Here is a 17,782-nt window from a genome sequence, read left to right on the forward strand (position 1 = left end):
AAAAACATAAGGGAGAGAATGTTCATGACACAAACAGCGGTAAAAACAGTGAAAAACTATATCGGCGGCGAATGGGTAGAAGTATCTGCCGCAAAAACAGAACCCGTTTATAATCCGGCAACTGGCGAAGTGATCGCGGAAGTTCCTCTTTCTACAAAAGAAGATGTAGACAAAGCGGTACAAGCAGCGAGCGAAGCGTTTCAAACATGGTCACAAGTGGCGGTTCCAAAACGTGCCCGCATTCTATTTAAATATCAACAATTATTAGTCGATAACTGGGACGAGTTAGCGAAATTGGTCACAATTGAAAACGGCAAAAGCTACAAGGAAGCGTACGGCGAAGTGCAACGCGGAATCGAGTGTGTAGAATTTGCAGCTGGGGCACCAACGTTAATGATGGGGAAACAGCTTCCGGATATCGCGACAAATATTGAGTCTGGCATGTATCGTTACCCAATCGGGGTTGTAGGCGGTATTACGCCATTTAACTTCCCGATGATGGTACCGTGCTGGATGTTCCCGCTGGCGATTGCGTGCGGCAACACCTTTGTGTTAAAGCCATCTGAACGTACCCCGCTTTTAGCTGCCCGCCTTGCTGAATTATTTGAAGAAGCGGGCTTGCCAAAAGGTGTGTTAAACATCGTCAACGGTGCGCATGATGTCGTAAACGGCCTTCTTGAGCACAAGCTGGTCAAAGCGATTTCTTTCGTTGGTTCTCAGCCTGTTGCGGAATACGTGTACAAAAAAGGAACAGAAAATCTAAAGCGCGTTCAAGCATTGGCGGGTGCGAAAAACCACTCCATCGTGTTAAATGACGCCGATCTTGATATTGCTACATCTCAAATTATTGGTGCAGCATTCGGTTCTGCGGGTGAGCGCTGCATGGCTGCCTCTGTTGTAACAGTTCAAGAAGAAGTAGCTGATGCATTGATTGAAAAATTAGTAGAAGAAGCAAACAAACTACAAATCGGAAACGGACTTGAAGAAGATGTATTCTTAGGGCCTGTTATCCGTGATGGTCATAAAGAGCGTACACTTGGCTATATCGAGTCAGGCGTTCAAGAAGGAGCCCGCCTTGTTCGTGATGGAAGAGAAGATGCGGCGGTAAAAGGTGAAGGTTACTTTGTTGGTCCTACTATTTTTGATGAAGTAACGCAAGAAATGAAGATCTGGCAAGATGAGATTTTCGCGCCGGTTTTATCGGTCATTCGCGTGAAAACATTAGATGAGGCAATTGAAATTGCCAATAATTCAAGATTCGCAAATGGTGCCTGCATTTACACGAAAAACGGCGGAAGCGTGCGTCAATTCCGTGAAACCATCCACTCAGGTATGTTAGGTGTCAATGTCGGTGTTCCTGCACCAATGGCATTCTTCCCATTCTCCGGCTGGAAAGATTCTTTCTACGGCGATCTTCATGCGAACGGTACAGACGGAGTAGAGTTTTATACAAGAAAGAAAATGGTGACAACTCGCTGGTAGTCTAAATCCAGATAAATCATGTAACATGGATAAAAAGCATCCATGTTACATGATTACCTTTTTGGTGTACTCAAGATGCAAGAACAAAAATGCCATGAACAGTATAAAAAGCGATGAGGATGTTAAAAAGTTCAGTCGCATTTGTATAGATGGAAGAGGAGGGAAATAAGAAATGCTTAGCGCTTCCGTGGTTTCCCTTTCATACCATCTCATGTTACATAAAGAAGAAAGCGCTTAATTCTTTATTTTAGTAGATTCAAATACGATAGTGAGAAAAGATAGAATAGGAAGGTGGCGATGATTAATGAAGACGTTAAGAATGACAACTGCGCAAGCATTAGTGAAATTTATAAATGAGCAATATATAGAGTTCGATGGACAGCAGCAAAAGTTTGTCAAAGGTGTTTTCACCATTTTCGGTCACGGGAATGTGTTAGGAATCGGTCAGGCACTAGAAGAAGATGCCGGAGATCTTGAAGTGTATCAAGGAAGAAATGAGCAGGGAATGGCTCAGGCAGCTGTAGCTTTTGCCAAACAAAAGCATCGCAGGCAAATTATGGCATGTACAGCTTCGGTCGGCCCGGGTTCGGCCAACATGGTCACGGCGGCAGCGACGGCATCTGCCAATAATATTCCGGTATTATTGCTTCCTGGTGATGTATTTGCGACAAGACAACCCGATCCCGTTCTTCAGCAAATCGAGCATACTCATGATTTGTCGATCTCAACAAACGATGCCTTTCGTGCCGTGAGTAAGTATTGGGACCGTATCAATCGCCCGGAACAATTAATGACTGCCATGATTAACGCAATGCGTATTTTGACAAACCCTGCGGATACCGGCGCTGTAACAATTGCCTTGCCGCAAGATGTTCAAGGGGAAGCGTGGGATTTTCCGGAATATTTCTTCAAAAAGCGTGTTCATCGAATTGAACGCCGTGTTCCAACAACTGATAGTTTGGCAGAGGCAGTTGAGCTTATCAAAGGAAAGAAAAAACCGATCATCATTTGCGGCGGCGGCGTGCGTTATTCTGAAGCGGCAGAAGCTTTAAAACAGTTTGCAGAAAAGTTCCATATCCCATTCGGGGAAACACAGGCTGGAAAAAGTGCAGTTGAAAGCAATCATCGCTATAACCTTGGCGGTATCGGCGTAACAGGAAATTTAGCAGCCAATATGATTGCAAAAGAAGCAGACCTTGTGATTGGAGTCGGGACAAGATTTACGGACTTCACGACCGCATCGAAACAGCTATTTCAAAACGAACAAGCCGATTTCTTAACCATCAATGTTTCCGAGTTTCATGCGGGTAAGCTTGATGCGGTGAAAATAGTGGCAGATGCAAGGGCAGCTCTTATTGCTTTAGGAAATGAACTGGAAAAGATCCATTACCAATCGGGTTATACAACGGAAATTGCGGCTGCAAAAGATGCATGGGAAACAGAGGTGGAACGTCTGCACAACATTCGTTATGAGGAACAAGGCTTCACGCCGGAAGTGGCAGGTCATCTTGATGAGGCATTAGCGGAATATGCCGAGACACTTGGTACACGGTTAGCCCAGACAGAAGTGATTGGGGAAATCAATAAGCTGATTGATGAAGATGCGGTCATTATTGGAGCTGCCGGCAGTCTTCCGGGTGATCTCCAAAGAATGTGGGTATCCCGTAAGCCGAACACGTATCATATGGAATACGGCTATTCTTGTATGGGCTATGAGGTTTCCGGTGCATTTGGAGTGAAGCTGGCTGAGCCGAATAAAGAAGTGTATGCAATGGTTGGAGACGGCAGCTATCAAATGCTGCATTCGGAATTGGTGACAAGCCTTCAAGAAGGAAAGAAAATCAATGTAGTGCTCTTTGATAATTCTGGTTTCGGTTGTATTAATAACTTACAAATGGGTAACGGCATGGGCAGCTTCGGTACAGAGTTCCGTTACCGAAACAATGAAGCCGGAAAATTAAATGGAAATATTATGAAAATTGATTTTGCGGCTAGTGCGGCCGGTTATGGTGTGAAGACGTACAGCGTTACGTCGATCCCGGAATTAAAAGCGGCAATTGAAGATGCGAAAAAGCAATCCATTTCGACATTAATTGATATTAAAGTATTGCCAAAAACGATGACAAACGGTTATGAATCATGGTGGCATGTAGGGGTTGCGGAAGTGTCCGCCAGTCCCAAAATGCAAGCCGCATACGAGGATAAAGAAAGTAACCTACAAAAAGCAAGACGCTATTAAAGAGTTTTCTGGGATGGGCAAAAGTGCACATTCCAGAAAAACTTACGAAATGAGCCTTTCTTCTCTCTTTCAGGCCCCCCTGTAAGATACCAATGATTAGGGAAGGTCCATTTGGTAAGTAAAATTTTATAGAGAATTTCAGGCTTTAATGAAAGCCCTTTCTATTATTGGGTAGAGGAGAGACAGAGAGATGTTTAAAGAAAACACAATTAAACTTGGTATTGCGCCAATTGCTTGGACAAATGATGATCTGCCGGAGCTGGGAGGAGAGAATACATTCGAACAATGTATCAGTGAAATGGCGCTAGCTGGATTTGCGGGAAGCGAGGTGGGCAATAAATACCCCCGGGATACAGCTGTATTGAAAAAGGCTTTATCATTGCGTAATTTAGAAATTGCAAGTGCTTGGTTTAGTTCATTTCTTACAACAAAACCGCTTGAAGAAACCGTTGAGGCGTTTATTCAGCATCGGGATTTCCTGCATGAAATGGGAGCAAAAGTTATTGTTGTGTCCGAGCAGGGAAGAAGCATTCAAGGATTAATGGATGTTCCACTATTCAGGGAAAAGCCAGTGTTTACACAAGAAGAATGGAACAGGCTTGCAGAGGGGTTAAACCACTTGGGAAAACTGGCTGAAGAGAAGGGTATGCGGATTGTGTATCATCATCATATGGGCACAGGCGTTCAAACAACGGAAGAAATCGAGAAGTTAATGGAGATGACAGATCCGAAGCTTGTTTCATTACTTTTTGACACAGGTCATCTTGTATTCTCAGGAGAAGATCCGCTTTATATTTTAAAAAAATATTTACCTCGTATCAAACATGTACATTTAAAAGATGTCCGCCAAGAGATAGTAGATAGAGTGAAAGAAAATGACTTAAGCTTTTTGCAGGCAGTCAAGGAAGGGGCTTTTACAGTACCTGGAGATGGTGTGATTAAATTTGACGAAATTTTCACAATAATCAGTAATTCAGATTATGAAGGCTGGTTCGTTGTAGAGGCAGAACAGGATCCCGCATTAGCCAATCCTTTCGAATATGCTGTAAAAGCTCGTCGGTATATAAGAGAAAAAGGCGGTCTTTAATGCATCTTTTGAAAACCCTTACGAATTGTTGGGCGCTTGTATAACAGAGAGGGGATATATGAATGAAAAAAGTGAAAATCGGGATTGTAGGATTAGGTCGTTTAGGAAGACAGCATGCTGAAAATCTGGCATTTCGTATTCGCAATTGCGAACTTCATGCTATATGCAGCGTTGTGAAAGAAGAAGTGGATGAGCTTCAAAGGGAATGGGGTATTCCCCACGGCTATACGAATTATAACGATATGTTAGAAAATAAAGAGTTGGATGCCATTTTCATCGCCTCACCGTCAGGCTTTCATTGTGAACAAATTGAAAAAGCATTGGAGAAAGGGTTTCACGTCTTTACCGAAAAACCTCTGGGCCTGCATTTGAATGAGGTCGTTCGCGTAAAAGAAGCTGTAGAAAAACATCCAGATCAAGTATTCATGGTTGGCTTTATGCGACGTTACGACAAGTCTTATCAATATGCAAAACAAAAAATGGAACAAGGTGTAATCGGTGAACCTGTTTTAATTCGTTGTTACGGATTCGATCCCGCAAAAGCAATAGACGGTTTCATGAATTTTGCCAAAAACAACTACAGCGGCGGCCTGTTCTTAGACATGTCCATTCATGATCTAGATCTCGCGAGATGGTATCTACAATCGGAAGCGGATTCTGTATGGGCCATTGGCGGCGCTTATGCCTACCCGGAAATCGCTGAATTGAATGATGCAGAGACAGGTGCAGCTCTTGTAAAGTTTAAAAATAACACAATGGGGATTTTTGTGGCCGGCCGCAATTGCGCCCACGGGTATCATATTGAAACGGAAATTGTCGGGACAAAAGGAACGCTTCGCATTGGAACTGTCCCCGAGAAAAACATGGTAACGGTATTTGGAGACCAGGGCGCAGTAAAGGAATGTTCTGAAGGTTTTATCGAAAGGTTTGAACAGGCGTATTTAAGCGAAGTAGAAGAGTTTATTCAATGTATTTTAGAAAATCGTCAGCCACATGTAACGGTTGATGATGGCGTTCAATCTACCATTCTAGGATACGCCTGCAAAGAATCGTTCGAAACAGGTCAACTAATTAAAGTCCAATCACATCCCGCTAATGAGGCCGTATATAAATAAATCCACATAAATCATGTAACATGGGCAAAAGCGGTCCATGCTACATGATTTACGCATAAGGCTTCGCCAATTCCCCTTACAGGCCCTTGCCGAAGCCTTATACGAGAACCGTTTGAGTCTATTCAGGATGCTCAAACAAAGGAACATAAACAGAATAACAAGCGATAGATGTGATGTTAAAAAATTAAGATGGTTTGGAACAAGGATGGTTATCACCTTATCTCGTTGATCAAGGCTTGACGATGGAAAAATCCGCTTTGCTATTCACGGTTTATGGAATTACTGTATCTGCTTCTTCCTGGTTTTCGGGTGTGTTTGTTCAGAACTGGGGCCCAAGAAAGGCCATGACGTATGGTTTGGGTGCTTTTATCCTTGGTTCAATTGGATTTATCGCTTGGGGTATTCCGCATATGAACTATTCTATACTATTGTTGGGTTATGCTTTGAGAGGTTTTGGGTATCCTTTATTTGCTTACTCATTCTTGGTTTGGGTTTCTTATCGAACGCCACAGAATATGTTAGGAAGAGCTGTAGGCTGGTTATGTACCTCTTACAGCCTTAGTACCTTCTCTCGCCCCAGACAAATAAGGGGGCAGCAATGTCTGTTCTGAACTTAGGCTCTGGATTGGCCGCTTTTGCAGGACCATTAATTGTTACCGCCTTCATCGGAAGTTTAGGGGTGGGCGGAGTGATGTGGATTTTCGCTGGCTTGTATTTCGCTGGTGCTTTCTTAACGAATTTCCTCACCCTTCCGGAAGCAAAGAAAGCTGTGGAGCCTGAATTGATGAGACAAGCAAATTAGAACAACAGGTATCGGTATCTTAAAACAAAAGCCATATTATCCCTTTTTAAGTAGACGGTAACAAGAAAGCACGATACTGTTTACTTGAAGGGGATTTTGTTATGTATATGAATTCATATCAATAATTTCTACAAATAAGAAATGGAGAGGTTGAGCAATTTGGGGGCATTAAAAGAGAGAAAAGCAGCGAAACTGCAGCCAAACATTTCTGTAAAAAATCATTTCTTTTTTATGATGGCCGTGTTCTGCTTTTGGTTCGCTATTTATATTTATGCTCCTGTTTTTGGAGTATATTTACAATCCATTGGTTTCACTTATTCTGCTATAGGGATTATTCTTGGAAGCTATGGCATAACACAGATATTACTTCGTTTTCCGTTTGGTATATTATCAGACCTTTTACAAGGCTTGAGAAAACACTTGCTTGTCGCTGGATTTGTAATGGCGCTTATTAGCAGTTTGCTTTTAATTTATTTTCATTCCTTTGTAATGGTTTTAATCGCAAGACTTTTGGCCGGCATTACAGCTTCTATGTGGGTAATGGCTACCGTTTTATACTCGCAGTATTTTATAACGAGCCGCGCTTCGCAAGCGATGGGTATTTTGCAATTTTTAACCGTAGCCGCACAGTTTATCAGCATGGCAATTAGCGGATATCTAGTAGCTCTCTTTGGATGGAACTTTCCTTTTTGGGTGGGCGTTGCTGTATCATTGCTTGGTGCTTTTTTTGCCTGGAGCATTAAAGAAGTCGAATCACAAGAGGATAAAGCTTTTTTTAATATTTCACTGCATATAAAAGAAACGTTCCTTATGCCTCATCTAAAGATGATTACGGTTCTCTCTTTAATTGCACACGCCATTTTGTTTATCACTATATTCGGGTTCACTCCTATTTATGCGGTACGACTAGGAGCAGAAGAGAAGTCCCTTTTATGGTTAACGTGTGCATTTTTCATACCGCATGCTTTGTCTTCGCTGTGGCTTGTATTTTACAAATTAAATGTGAGGTATAATAAACTAGTTTTAATGAGCAGTTTTGGCGTTACGTCTATCTTTCTTTTTATTGTGCCATTTTCGAAATCCCTCATTTCGATTAGCTGGGTACACGCCGCTATCGGTCTTTCACTCGGATTTGTTTTTCCATTGCTATTAAGCCAAGTCGTACAAATTAGTCCTGGAGAAATAAAAATGTCGGCGATGGGTTTTTACCAATCGTTTTATGCTTTAGGCATCTTTTCTGGTCCGATCATGGGGGGAGAAATTGCTGAGCGAATCGGCTTAAATGAAGTGTTTTTTTTCGCCGGTATATTATCATTGATCGCTGCTATGTTAGTTTTATTCCAATCGGTTGGGAAAGAAGGTTCCCGCGCAAGAAGTTTGTGAAATTAGACATAATGCCCCGATAAGTATCTTATTTTCAATATCAATCCCCCTCTTTGGAATTAAGCGCTTAACTCCAAAGAGGAGGAAGGTACGCTTACATTTTTGTGCTTGTCAATGAAAGGACTATAAGATTCGTTAGATTTATTCTGGTAAAAGACATACAGCCAACAGGAACACAACTGTGATACTAGCCAGAGAAAGTGGAAGTATTGCATATGAACAGTATTTTCAGTGTTAGGAGATACCGAAGGCTAGTCAATCTGATTGATTGATTCAAAAAAATAAAAATAATCGAATTTTTTGAAAAATAATGTTGATTAATTTTCGTAATCGCCATATAATTTAAAAAAGGAAGGAAAGCGCTTACCTTAATTAGCTTATATTGGGCTTATAGTATTCAAGTAAGAAAGGAGTCCATAAATGAAAAACGAGGAAAAAAGTTTATTGTTGATGAAAGGCATAAAGAAAAGTTTCTCAAACAACCATGTATTGAAAGGCATTGATTTGGATGTCCGCCCAGGAGAGGTACATGTACTGCTTGGAGAAAACGGTGCAGGAAAATCTACGCTTATTAAAATCTTAACTGGCGCCTACGAAAAAGATGCAGGGGAAATATATTGGGAAGGCCAGCTTGTAAATATCAACAATCCCGTAGACTCAATGAAACTTGGTATTGCAACGATTTATCAGGAGTTAAATGTCATCCCGCAATTGAAAGTGTATGAGAATATCTTTCTCGGCCGGGAATTAAAAAATGGCGGAAAAGCATCGCTGTTGAATCATAAGCAAATGAAAGAGCGGGCGAAACATTATTTACAAATGCTTGGCCAAAACCCTAATTTAGCCGATCGAAACCTGGGTGAGCTGGGAATTGGCCAGCAGCAGCTAGTTGAAATTGCAAAAGCGCTTACTCTTGATGCGAAGCTAATCATCATGGACGAGCCAACAGCCAGCTTGAGTGCTACAGAAGTAGAGCAGTTATACAGCACTGTTGAAGAATTAACAAGAAAAGGAATAGCCATTGTCTTCATCTCTCACCGGCTCGATGAGATTAAAAGAATGGGTGACCGAATTACGATTTTGCGGGACGGGTTTAAAATTGAGACCCTCCCAGTTAAAACGACAAGCACAGACAAATGGATTGAGCTAATGGTAGGCCGTACATTAGATGAGAAATATCCAAAACAATCTTTTACGGTCGGCAATGAAGGTTTTCGTGTCGAGAATTTGAAAGTAAAGGGCTCTAAACATTCGTTATCCTTCCATGTTCGCTACGGTGAGATTGTAGGGATTGCAGGTCTTGTTGGGGCAGGACGTACTGAACTGGCGAGAGCCATTTTTGCAGCAGATCCGAAAGAGGACGGGAAAATTTTTATCGATGGAAAAGAAGTAACCATCAAAACTCCACGCGATGCGATTAATGCAGGTATTGCTTTTATCACAGAAGACCGTAAAAACGAAGGCCTTTTATTAGATCAGCCTCTAGATTTTAACATCTCACTAGCCAATATGAAAAGCTTTCAGAAGAACAGATTAATAGACTTGCAAAGAATCAAACATACAGCTGAAGACTATATAAAAGAATTAAAGGTCCGCCCAGGAGATATTACATTGAATGCACGCAAACTAAGCGGCGGTAATCAGCAAAAAGTCGTCATTGCAAAATGGCTTTGTACACAAGCGAAGGTCTTTATCTTCGATGAACCGACGAGGGGGATTGATGTCGGAGCAAAAGTAGAAGTGTATCGATTAATGAATCAGCTGGTAGAAAACGGAGCTATCGTATTGATGATTTCTTCTGATTTACCAGAAATTTTAGGAATGTGCGATCGCATTCTGGTCATGAGTGAAGGACAGATTACAGCGGATTTGCCTCGCAGGGAAGCAACACAAGAAAATATTATGAAAGCGGCTACAGGAGGTTGATAGTATGGCGGAGATTATTGTAGAGAAATCAAAAGCAGCAAAAGAGGGAAAATCCACTCGTTATTACTTGGAAAAGTTTGGGGCTCTAATTGGTTTAGTATTGTTAAGCGTGATACTTACGGTTTTATCAGATAAATTTTTAACGGTCAACAACGTCATGAATATTGCACGTCAATCATCTATTAATGCCATTCTGGCGCTCGGGATGCTTTTACCGATTTTAACAGCCGGAATTGACTTGTCTGTAGGATCTATTCTTGCGATTGCCATCATGTTGATGGGGGTTGTAACAGTCAACATGGGAATGAATCCATTCGTCGGAATACTAGTATGTTTATTGGTAGGTGCCTTTTTCGGTTGGTTGAACGGAATCATGTTAACAAAATTACGGTTGCCCCATCCGTTTATTTCAACACTTGGAACGATGAACATTGCGAGGGGATTAGCTCTTATTATTACAGCAGCAGCCCCGATTGCCGGTTTCCCATATATGATTCAGTTTTTGGGAAGGGAATTTGTTGGCCCGATCCCGGTTAGCTTCCTGCTTGTTATTGCTATGTATGTTATTTTCCATGTTTTCCTAACAAGAACACAAACAGGCCGATACATTTATGCAATCGGTGGAAATAAAGAAGCAGCCCACTTATCCGGTATTAATGTTAATCGGGTATTGGTCATCGTTTATACAATCAGCGGATTTATGGCAGCGCTTGCAGGTTTAGTTATGGTAGGACGTGTAAACTCAGCGTTCCCGCTTGCCGGGTTATCATATGAGCTGGATGCGATTGCCGCTGTTATTATCGGTGGAGCAAGCTTCTTTGGCGGTGTTGGTACGGTCTGGGGTACATTAATCGGTGCGATGATCATCGCGGTATTAAGAAACGGACTGAACCTTTTGAACGTATCAGCCGACTTTCAAATGACCGTTATTGGTTTCGTTATTATCGCTGCTGTATATGTGGATGTGCTTCGTCAGCGAAACAGTAAGAAGGGATAATGGATCATTAATCAAGACACTTTTTCAGGGATTTTTGATTAAACGCTTTCTTTGAATGATCATTTTATCCCGCATTAACTGGCAGCAAGACCCCTATCTCAAGATGATAAGGAATCTGAAGAAGATAGGTAGGGATCAATGCCGGTAAAAGCCAGATTGGTTCAACTAACATTCAGTGGGGGATGAAGGTACCCCCCTGAATGAAGATTCACATTATATAGAAAACAGGGGGAGAAAAAAATGAGAAAATTTGGAATGGTACTAGCGGCTACAGGTTTACTATTATCGGCAGTTGGATGCAGTCAGGGTTCTTCAGCCAAAACGGGTGGAGAAGGCGGAAGCGAGAGTGTTGCCGTTGTCTTAAAAACGTTAAGCAGCCCGTATTGGAAGTATGTTGAAGCTGGAGCGAAAGCAGCCGGGAAAGACTTAGGTGTTGATGTGACGATTGTCGGTCCATCTGCTGAATCGCAAATCATGGAACAGGTAAATATGATTGAAGATTCTCTTAACCAAAGTCCCAGTGCTCTTGTCGTTTCACCATCACAGCCTGATACAGTTGTACCAGTATTAGAACAAGCGACACAAAGTGATCTTCCGGTCCTTTTAATTGACACAGATGCTGAGTTTGAAGGTAAAACATCATTTATTGGAACGGAAAACTATACAGCAGGTCAAGAAGGCGGTAAGCTATTAGCTTCCATGCTTCAAAAAGGGGACAAAGTAGCATTAATCGCAGGTGCTTTAGGTAACGAAGCAACCGATAAGCGTATTAAAGGGGCAAAAGAAGCGTTAGAGAAAGCCGGAATGAAAGTTGTAGCCGAACAGCCGGCTGACAGTGACAAAACAAAAGCGATGTCTGTTATGGAAAATATTTTACAAAAAGATCCCGATATAAAAGGTGTCTTTAGTGCAAATGATGACATGGCGCTGGGGGTATTGCGCGCTCTTGATGCAAAAGGATTAAAAGTTCCGGTTATTGGTACAGACGGTACGGTTGAAGCCGTTCAATCCATTAAAAACGGAAAACTGGCAGGAACGATTGCCCAAAGTCCATATGATATGGGGTACCAGGGAGTAGAAAATGCAGTAAAAGCGGTGAAAGGTGAAAAGGTTGAAGAACGTATTGACAGCGGCATTGATGTAATTACAAAAGATAATGCACAAGAAAAATTAGAATTCTTACAAAGCATTTCTAAATAACAAGGTTGATTTTGGAAAGATGGGAAGTAGCCGGGTGCTTTTGGTAAAAGCACTTGACTACTCTTGTATGTTCGATAAAAATACGGGAACAGCCAAGTTTGCAAATGCTTTATAATGTCTTATGCGGATCAGCATATTTCAGTATAAACAGGGAGTTGATAATGTATGAGAAAAATTCGCTGGGGGATTCTCAGCGCGGCGAATATCGCTTATGATCAGCTCTTACCAGCCTTAAGGCGTTCGGATCGTGCCGAAGTAGTGGCAATTGCAAGTAAAAGCGAGGGACGTGCAGAGAGATTCAATATCCCGACGATCTATAAAGAATATGATCAGTTACTTGATGATCCCGCTATTAATGCCGTCTACATTCCCCTACCCAATGCCCTGCATGCAGAATGGGCTATTAAAGCAGCAAAAAAGGGCGAACGGCTGAGGTGACAGCAAGTGTCGAACTTCCATTTATTAATCGCTATGAAGTGATTGGGCCAAAAGGGACGATTTTAGTAGATTCATCTTTCCGTCCAGACGTATCACCCGATCATTTTGGGAAAGTGATTATAAAAGATCATAATAATCAAACCGTTTTATACGAAGCTTACGAAGATGATCAATATTTAAATCAAGTCGAACATTTGCATGATTGCATCCTCAATGGCTGGCAACCAAGATATTCTATTGAGGATTCCTTACAGGTTGTGCATTATATTGAAAAGGGTTATGAGTCTTTACATAACGCTTCTGTTTCGCAGGATCTAATCTATATATATATTCCACTTAATAACTCGACACATCTTCATTCAATCAAGAGGCATCACAATCGGTGATCCAGACAACTTGAATTCGCCCTCAAGGGTTCACCTATGCGGTTGGCGCCAACCCCGCAAGGGGGGTGCCAGCCGCTTAGGTCTAGAAAATTTGGCATGGCCGTTCTTTGGTCAGGTCGAATTTTCTAAATCGATCTATATATGAATAAGTTGGTTAATAGACTTGCGGCGAATTAAGGATACAGCGGAGAATTACATGAGAGAGTTAAAGGGTCGACCGGCAAATATCTAATAGGCAGTAACGCTTTCAGCGGTGCTGCCTATTTTTGAAAGATTCATATTACATAATATAAGTCTATAAGAGAGGAGGCATTATATGAAACCGACGATTTATAGTGTCGCTGAACAAGCAGGTGTCTCAATTTCTACCGTATCAAAAGTGATAAACAATACTGGACGTATCAGTGAACGAACAAGAAAAATAGTGCTTCAGGCCATAAGTGAGCTCAATTATCATCCAAGCGTAGTAGCGTCTGCTTTAACAGGAAAACAAACAAAAACGATCGGCCTTCTTATACCTGATATTTCAAATCCTTTTTTTGCTGAAATTGCAAGAAGCATTGAAGATCGCAGCCATGAACTGGGATTCAATGTCATGATGTGCAGCACGGATAATAATAAAGAAAAGGAAGAAAAGTATTTATCGCTCTTAATCCGACAGCAAATCGATGGTCTTATTGTAGCTTCGGCTTTCCGATGTGCAAGCTTGCTTGAAGATATGGTAAAGCAACATATTCCCATTGCCCTGGTAGCGTCAGAAATCCCGGAATTATCCATAAATACAGTGACGGTTGACGATTATCGGGGGAGCTACTTGGCTACTTCGTATTTACTATCCCTGGGCCATAGAAGAATTGCTATTATCGCGGAAAATGTCCGCAGCAATAAACCTCGTGTATATGCCTTTAGGGATACTATGGAAGAAGCGGGTGTTCAAGGAATTGACAGGTACGTTATTAAAACAGAAGCTGCCATAACAAAAGGGTATGAAAGTGCTAGACAACTCTTCTCATTGAAGGAGAGACCCACCGCTATTTTTGTGTGTAACGACTTATTGGCCATTGGAGCCATGCAAGCCATTAAAGAAGCAGGTTTAAGTATTCCTCACGATGTATCGATCATCGGATTTGACAATACGGTTCTTTCCACTACTGCAACTCCGATGCTAACGACAATTGCTCAACCGATGAAAGAGATAGGGACAAAAGTGGTGAATCTATTAATTCAAGAAATGGAAGAGCCTAAAACCTATAAAGAACGTTTACTCCTTTCTCCTGAACTAATTATTCGTGAATCGACAGCCCCTTTGCATTGAAAGTATAAAAAGGAGTATCGACCTTGGATTGACAATTAAAAATATTCGGAATTCTCATTGACACACCTAGAATGCAAACGTATAATTTTTTCGTGAAAAGGGTAAGCGCTTAACCTAATGGTGCTGTTTATTAAACATGGAATGGTAAATCATGATGAAAAAGGTGAGTATTCAATGGCATTAGTGAAAATGAAAGACATTTTAACGAAAGCAGAGCAAGAAAATTACGGAGTAGGAGCGTTCAGTATTGCAAATATGGAGATGGTAATGGGAGCTATCAAAGCAGCGGAGGAATTGCGCTCCCCTTTAATTCTGCAAATTGCGGAAGTTCGTCTTAAGCATTCACCCATCCATATGATCGGTCCTTTAATGGTGGCAGCGGCGAAAGAAGCCAATGTTCCTGTAGCAGTTCATTTTGATCATGGGATGACAATCGAGAAAATTAAGCAGACGTTAGAAATTGGTTTTAGCTCTGTTATGTATGATGGTTCTCACCATCCGCTGGAAGAAAATATTCGAAATACAAAAGAGGTTGTAAAGCTGGCAAAGCAATATGGTGCAACAGTGGAAGCGGAGATCGGCAGGGTCGGCGGCAGTGAAGACGGCTCGGAAGATATTGAGATTTCACTTACCAGCGTGGAAGAAGCGAAGCGATTTGCAGAGGAAACCAATGTAGATGCATTAGCAATTGCCATCGGAAATGCACACGGTATGTACAAGGGGAACCCAAACTTACGATTGGATCGTTTGCAAGAAATTGACCAACAAGTGGACATTCCGTTAGTATTGCATGGAGGCTCCGGGATTAGCGCTGAGGATTTTAAGAAGTGTATTCAACATGGCATTCGCAAAATTAACGTCGCGACCGCCACTTTTAATAGTGTGATGAACACGGTTAATAAATCGGTTGAGGCTGCGGCTTATGCAGATTATTTTATTTTTCATCAAGATGTCATCCATGCAGCGTACGAAAATGTAAAACATCATATGCAAATATTCGGCAGCTGTAATAGAGTGTAAAAAAGGATTATTCAATGTACCTGGATACAATTGTTGGATGAACTCGGTGAGGTTATTGATATCTTGTCTATGGTTAGTCGGAGATGAAAGTGTGGGAAATAGCGGTTTTTTTACATAGGAGTTAAAAACATGGAAAATTAACATTGTTTTTTAAACCGGCCATAAAAAAACAGGAACCTGCTGAAAAGGTTCCTGTTTTTCTTGTTACTTCACAGCTTTTTGAATTCGATCAATAAATGTTAGGGAACGCCCTGTTCCGATTGCCACTGATTCCAAAGGACTTGGAGCGACATGGACAGGCACGACCATGACTTCGCTTAGCCACTCCTGCATGCCGTTTAACAAAGCGCCGCCTCCGGATATAATGACTCCACGGTCTACGATATCTCCGCTTAATTCTGCAGGACAATCTTCTAATGTAGCGCGAATGGCTTCTAAAACTTGAAGCAGTGATTCTTTTATGGCCCCTTGAATTTCATAGGAGCTGACAGTAATTGTTTTCGGAAGCCCCGTCACTAAATCACGGCCGCACACATCCATCGTCTTTTCTTCGTGTTCCACCGGAGCATAGCCGATCTCCATCTTCACTTGCTCAGCTGTTCGTTCACCAATCAGCAAATTGTATTTTTTGCGGATATGCTGCATGATATCGTCGTCCAGATTATCTCCCCCGATGCGGATTGAGTTGCAAGAAACAATTCCTCCGAAGGAAATGATCGCCACCTCTGTTGTACCTCCGCCGATATCGACTACCACGTTTGCCACTGGCTCATCGACAGGCAAATCTGCTCCTATGGCAGCCGCTACAGGTTCTTCAATTAAGTGGACCTCTTTGGCACCGCAGCTTTTTACCGCGTCGTGAATGGCACGTCGTTCGACTGTTGTGGAACCGGACGGTGTACAAACCACAACGGTCGGTTTGCGAAGGGAAAATCCTGATGTTTTCGTAATTTTTTTCATAATTTGTTTCAGCATGCTTGTTGTGACATCAAAATCAGCGATCACGCCTTTTTTTAACGGACGCATCGCCATAATTCTGCCTGGAGTTTTTCCAATCATGCTTTTCGCTTCCGTTCCAACCGCCAGCACATTTTTCGTTTCTGTATCAATGGCTACAACGGAAGGCTCGTTTAAGATAATACCCTTACTTTTACTATAAACAAGGACATTTGCTGTACCTAAATCAATTCCAATCTCAGTATTCGAGAACATATTTTCACCCAATTCCTTTAGAGTTAAAGTCTCATATATCTATTCTATAGTTTATGTCGATTTTTGGGGGTAAGGGAATAGGGGAAATTGTGGAAATGGAAGAAAGGTAGTAAGAGACTATGAGGAAAGACTAGGATTCTGCCTATTTTTGTCGAATATATGTATAAATCCACATAAAGAATATGACATGAGCAAAAACCGCCCATGTCATATTCTTTACGCATAAGCCTTCGCCCATTTCCGTTGCGGGCCCTGGTCGAAGGCTTATACGAGAACCTTTTTCGATTTCACTGGTCGATCATTCAAGCGGAACGGCAAACGGAAAGTTTGTGAAAACGCTTTTTTACCGCGTGGAAAATTTTATGGTTGAAGCTAAGCGGGCCAAGGGATTCATGAATTGTTCATTTTTGTGAAATCTTTCATAAAAATGGTGAAAAAAGTATTGTCACAGCCCCCGGATTGTTGTAAATTTTATGTTTGTAAAATCAAATATTGTGAGGGGAAAATATGGCTGTCATTAATGTGTTCGTGTTTCTTGGGATTATTGCGTCTGCAATATCCGGTGCGCTTGTCGGAATCAAAAAGCAACTTGATTTATTCGGAGTCATTTGTTTGGCGGTAGCAGCAGCTCTAGGCGGAGGAATCATTCGCGATGTAATGATTGGGAATGTACCGCCAACCGCTTTTGTTGAACCAATCTATTTTTTTGTCAGTTTAGCAGCGGCGCTGGCTACATGGCTGTTTTACCATAATGTGAATCGGCTTCACGGAATCATCATGATTTCGGATGCTATTGGTCTTGGTGTCTTTACTGCAGTGGGGGCGAACACCGCTTTAACCCATAACATGGATGAACCCTTTATTGTCGTTTCCATGGGATTGATCACGGGAATTGGCGGAGGGATTATGCGCGATGTATTCGCTAAAGAAATTCCATTTGTTTTTCAAAAAGAGATTTACGCGATTGCTGCCATTATTGGATCGGTGAGTCTTTTGCTAACATATGATCATGTTCCGCATATTTTATCGTTATATATATGTCTCGCCGTAACGTTCGTTATTCGAGTGATGGCAGTTAGACACAATGTCAACTTCCCTGTTTTTAAAACGGAGATGGAAAAAACAACAGACGAAGCAGCACTTTAAGACAGCTATTTGTATATAAATCCACATAAATAAT

14 protein-coding genes and 1 pseudogene are annotated in these 17,782 nt (G+C 41.7%); 14 read left to right on the plus strand and 1 reads right to left on the minus strand.

Features of this window, described 5'->3' with window-relative positions; all coding sequences use genetic code 11:
* Positions 1-24 precede the first annotated feature (24 nt).
* The 13 genes and pseudogenes from ACFOU2_RS14115 (at position 25) to ACFOU2_RS14175 (ending at position 15,390) form a co-directional block, all read left to right on the plus strand.
* A complete protein-coding gene (locus tag ACFOU2_RS14115; RefSeq protein ID WP_377916152.1) occupies positions 25-1,482 on the plus strand; it encodes a CoA-acylating methylmalonate-semialdehyde dehydrogenase in 1,458 nt (485 codons plus the stop codon).
* 304 nt (positions 1,483-1,786) lie between these two features.
* Entirely contained in the window at positions 1,787-3,721 is a 1,935-nt protein-coding gene (gene iolD, locus ACFOU2_RS14120) for a 3D-(3,5/4)-trihydroxycyclohexane-1,2-dione acylhydrolase (decyclizing) (protein WP_377916154.1), read from the plus strand.
* A gap of 190 nt (positions 3,722-3,911) precedes the next feature.
* Positions 3,912-4,808 (plus strand): myo-inosose-2 dehydratase, encoded by an 897-nt coding sequence (iolE, locus tag ACFOU2_RS14125; RefSeq protein WP_377916156.1) that lies wholly within the window; start codon positions 3,912-3,914, stop codon positions 4,806-4,808.
* Between the two features lie 62 nt (positions 4,809-4,870).
* The gene (locus ACFOU2_RS14130; protein ID WP_377916158.1) at positions 4,871-5,923 is read left to right on the plus strand and encodes a Gfo/Idh/MocA family oxidoreductase; all 1,053 of its coding nucleotides are present in this window, start codon (positions 4,871-4,873) and stop codon (positions 5,921-5,923) included.
* A gap of 188 nt (positions 5,924-6,111) precedes the next feature.
* Positions 6,112-6,725, plus strand: a pseudogene (locus ACFOU2_RS14135) (MFS transporter); the annotation flags it as partial.
* 159 nt (positions 6,726-6,884) lie between these two features.
* The gene (locus ACFOU2_RS14140) at positions 6,885-8,108 is read left to right on the plus strand and encodes an MFS transporter (RefSeq protein WP_377916160.1); all 1,224 of its coding nucleotides are present in this window, start codon (positions 6,885-6,887) and stop codon (positions 8,106-8,108) included.
* 420 nt (positions 8,109-8,528) lie between these two features.
* Entirely contained in the window at positions 8,529-10,034 is a 1,506-nt protein-coding gene (locus ACFOU2_RS14145) for a sugar ABC transporter ATP-binding protein (RefSeq protein ID WP_377916162.1), read from the plus strand.
* Positions 10,035-10,038: 4 nt separating this feature from the next.
* On the plus strand, positions 10,039-11,031 hold the full coding sequence (locus ACFOU2_RS14150; protein WP_377916164.1) for an ABC transporter permease: 993 nt from the start codon (positions 10,039-10,041) through the stop codon (positions 11,029-11,031).
* Between the two features lie 240 nt (positions 11,032-11,271).
* Positions 11,272-12,231 carry a sugar ABC transporter substrate-binding protein gene (locus ACFOU2_RS14155; protein ID WP_377916166.1) on the plus strand — a complete coding sequence of 320 codons (960 nt, stop codon included), beginning with the start codon at positions 11,272-11,274 and terminating at the stop codon, positions 12,229-12,231.
* A 165-nt stretch (positions 12,232-12,396) separates the two neighbouring features.
* A complete protein-coding gene (locus ACFOU2_RS14160; RefSeq protein WP_377916168.1) occupies positions 12,397-12,669 on the plus strand; it encodes a Gfo/Idh/MocA family protein in 273 nt (90 codons plus the stop codon).
* Positions 12,666-13,055, plus strand: a complete 390-nt coding sequence (locus tag ACFOU2_RS14165; protein WP_377916170.1) for a hypothetical protein — start codon at positions 12,666-12,668, stop codon at positions 13,053-13,055. Before ACFOU2_RS14160 ends, ACFOU2_RS14165 begins: the two co-directional genes overlap by 4 nt.
* 316 nt (positions 13,056-13,371) lie before the next feature.
* Positions 13,372-14,370, plus strand: a complete 999-nt coding sequence (locus tag ACFOU2_RS14170) for a LacI family DNA-binding transcriptional regulator (RefSeq protein WP_377916172.1) — start codon at positions 13,372-13,374, stop codon at positions 14,368-14,370.
* Positions 14,371-14,544: 174 nt separating this feature from the next.
* Positions 14,545-15,390 (plus strand): class II fructose-bisphosphate aldolase, encoded by an 846-nt coding sequence (locus tag ACFOU2_RS14175; protein ID WP_377916174.1) that lies wholly within the window; start codon positions 14,545-14,547, stop codon positions 15,388-15,390.
* Between the two features lie 204 nt (positions 15,391-15,594).
* On the opposite strand, the gene mreBH is transcribed toward ACFOU2_RS14175, so the two are convergent.
* Positions 15,595-16,602: a rod-share determining protein MreBH gene (gene mreBH, locus ACFOU2_RS14180; RefSeq protein ID WP_377916176.1), complete on the minus strand. Its 1,008-nt coding sequence runs from the start codon at positions 16,600-16,602 to the stop codon at positions 15,595-15,597.
* A gap of 507 nt (positions 16,603-17,109) precedes the next feature.
* On the opposite strand from mreBH, the gene ACFOU2_RS14185 reads away from it, so the two are divergent.
* Complete coding sequence (locus tag ACFOU2_RS14185; protein WP_377916178.1) at positions 17,110-17,748, plus strand: trimeric intracellular cation channel family protein; 639 nt, start codon at positions 17,110-17,112, stop codon at positions 17,746-17,748.
* Positions 17,749-17,782: the final 34 nt, after the last annotated feature.

The organism is Bacillus songklensis, from assembly GCF_042649685.1.
Classification (GTDB): Bacteria; Bacillota; Bacilli; order Bacillales; family Bacillaceae_H; genus Bacillus_BA; species Bacillus_BA songklensis.

Excerpts from the sequence above, each read along its gene's own strand:
- ACFOU2_RS14115 (WP_377916152.1), top strand. The coding sequence starts at position 25 with ATGACACAAACAGCGGTAAAAACAGTGAAAAACTATATCGGCGGCGAA.
- iolD (WP_377916154.1), top strand. The coding sequence starts at position 1,787 with ATGAAGACGTTAAGAATGACAACTGCGCAAGCATTAGTGAAATTTATA.
- iolE (WP_377916156.1), top strand. The coding sequence starts at position 3,912 with ATGTTTAAAGAAAACACAATTAAACTTGGTATTGCGCCAATTGCTTGG.
- ACFOU2_RS14130 (WP_377916158.1), top strand. The coding sequence starts at position 4,871 with ATGAAAAAAGTGAAAATCGGGATTGTAGGATTAGGTCGTTTAGGAAGA.
- ACFOU2_RS14145 (WP_377916162.1), top strand. The coding sequence starts at position 8,529 with ATGAAAAACGAGGAAAAAAGTTTATTGTTGATGAAAGGCATAAAGAAA.
- ACFOU2_RS14150 (WP_377916164.1), top strand. The coding sequence starts at position 10,039 with ATGGCGGAGATTATTGTAGAGAAATCAAAAGCAGCAAAAGAGGGAAAA.
- ACFOU2_RS14155 (WP_377916166.1), top strand. The coding sequence starts at position 11,272 with ATGAGAAAATTTGGAATGGTACTAGCGGCTACAGGTTTACTATTATCG.
- ACFOU2_RS14160 (WP_377916168.1), top strand. The coding sequence starts at position 12,397 with ATGAGAAAAATTCGCTGGGGGATTCTCAGCGCGGCGAATATCGCTTAT.
- ACFOU2_RS14170 (WP_377916172.1), top strand. The coding sequence starts at position 13,372 with ATGAAACCGACGATTTATAGTGTCGCTGAACAAGCAGGTGTCTCAATT.
- ACFOU2_RS14175 (WP_377916174.1), top strand. The coding sequence starts at position 14,545 with ATGGCATTAGTGAAAATGAAAGACATTTTAACGAAAGCAGAGCAAGAA.
- mreBH (WP_377916176.1), bottom strand. The coding sequence starts at position 16,602 with ATGTTCTCGAATACTGAGATTGGAATTGATTTAGGTACAGCAAATGTC.
- ACFOU2_RS14185 (WP_377916178.1), top strand. The coding sequence starts at position 17,110 with ATGGCTGTCATTAATGTGTTCGTGTTTCTTGGGATTATTGCGTCTGCA.